The sequence below is a fragment of the Candidatus Eisenbacteria bacterium genome (assembly GCA_035712145.1).
In the GTDB taxonomy this organism is placed as follows: Bacteria; Eisenbacteria; RBG-16-71-46; order RBG-16-71-46; family RBG-16-71-46; genus DASTBI01.
Map to the genome: position 1 here is coordinate 1 of DASTBI010000241.1, position 1,824 is coordinate 1,824.

A 1,824-nucleotide genomic window follows, 5' to 3' on the forward strand; every position below is an offset into this window, starting at 1 on the left:
GACTGGCGGCCCGTCAATCAGGGATTGCTGGACACCGACATTCGTGCGCTCGCGTTCGACGGCGTCGACCTCTTCGCTCACGCCGGATCGGATGTCTATCGCTGGCGGCCGGACTCCTCGAGCTGGTCGCTCGAGCCCGGAGCAGGCGCCGTTCACCGGCTGGCCGATGCCGCAGCCGCCGTGCTGGCGGCGGGGGAGAGCGGCACGTTTCGCTGGGTGCACACCGCGAGCGAGTCTCTATGGGTGGCGGTTCCTGGAGCGCCGGTCCCGAGCCCATCGCTGAGGGAGGACCCCGAGGTGACGCTGGACCCTTCTGGCCGCATGTTCGCGACGCTCCGGGAGACGCTGTTCGTGGCGCCGGACGCACCGGGGCCATGGGCGCCGTATCCGTTGCCGGATGGTCCGCCCGGCAACGACCTGGTTCAGATCGCGCTGGATCGCGGGAGGGTCTACGTGACCACGGGCGTCGAAGGCGTCGGGCGCTACGACGGCCAGTGGCGTTACTGGCCTCCGGTGCCCTGCTCGGGGGCGGGCTGCGACACCACGTTCATCAATCCGCTGTTCATCAACGGCCTGTTCGTGGATCGCTCGGGAGCCAAGTGGGCGGGATCGTGGAGCCAGGCGATCGATGTGTTCCGTGACGACGGTCCCATTCCTTCGTTCCAGCATCCCGTGGTCGTGGTGGATCCAATCACCGAGCGTCGCTCCTGGTTCGGGTGCGCCGCCCAGGATCCGAGCGGGAACGTCTGGCTCGGCATGGACACGCCGCGCAAGGGTGACATCGACGCCATCGGGCTCGAGGTCTACGACTCCACCGGCACCTTCGTCGTCAACTTCAACTCGACGAACAGCGCGATGGCGGGCAACCTCGTCAAAGGCGTCGCCACGACGCGGAACGGCCGCGTCTGGATCGGATACGACGGCGATGGCGTGGACTTCTTGTTGCCTTCCGACACCACCTTCAGCTTCCTGCACCTCGACGAGACCAACGGGTGGGTGGTGCGCGGCATGGCAAGCTACGGTGATTCGTTGTGGGTGGTCACCAGCACCCACCTCATGAGGTTCAACGGCACGGCGGCCATCGGCAGCGATCCAGCGGACGAGTTCGAGCTGCCGTCGACCCCGCCGCAGCTTGGGTTCAAGCCGTTGGCCGTCGGCAACGATGGCACGGTGTGGGTCGGGACCAGCGAAGGCATTCATCGTTTCGGCCAGGTCGGCTTGATGGAGTCGCATGACGTCACCAACTCGCCGCTCCCCGACGACGAGGTGCGCGCGATCGGGATCGACCCTGCCTCGGGCGTGATCTGGATGACGACCGCAGGGGGGCTCGCGCGCTTCGATCCCGGCTACGTTCCACCGCCGCCGGCGCCGCTGCCCTCGCTCAACGTGCGCGTCTTCCCCAATCCCGCGCTGCTCACCGGAATCGGCGTGCAGCTGCGGATCGAAGGCGAGGCCGAGTCCTACGTGGGCGAGGTGTACGACCTCGGCGGTCGCAAGGTGCGCCGCCTGCGCGGAGCCACGAACGGCGGCTTCGTCTGGGACGGGCGCGATGACGACGGCGTGCTGGTGTCGCCCGGAGTCTATTTCATGCGCGTCGAGGCCCAGGGCCGATCGAGCGTGGCGCGCGTCGTTCTGCTGCACTGAGCGATGGCGGCCCGCACGCGCTGGGTCGAAACACCTCCCGACGACTGGGACGCGCTGCGCCGAGAGGATCCGAACGCCACGCCGCTTCACCGCCCGGACGTGGTGCGGGCGCTGGTCGAGGCCTTGCCCGGATGCAGGGCCAGCTTCGTGCTGGTCGAGGAAGGGGACGGCGCGCTCATC

Annotated in this window: 1 protein-coding gene; it reads left to right on the forward strand. The window is 68.4% G+C overall.

Annotated elements, in window-relative coordinates; translation table 11 throughout:
* A partial coding sequence (locus VFQ05_16955; protein HET9328459.1) for a hypothetical protein occupies positions 1-1,644 on the forward strand: 1,644 nt, incomplete at its 5' end.
* Positions 1,645-1,824: the final 180 nt, after the last annotated feature.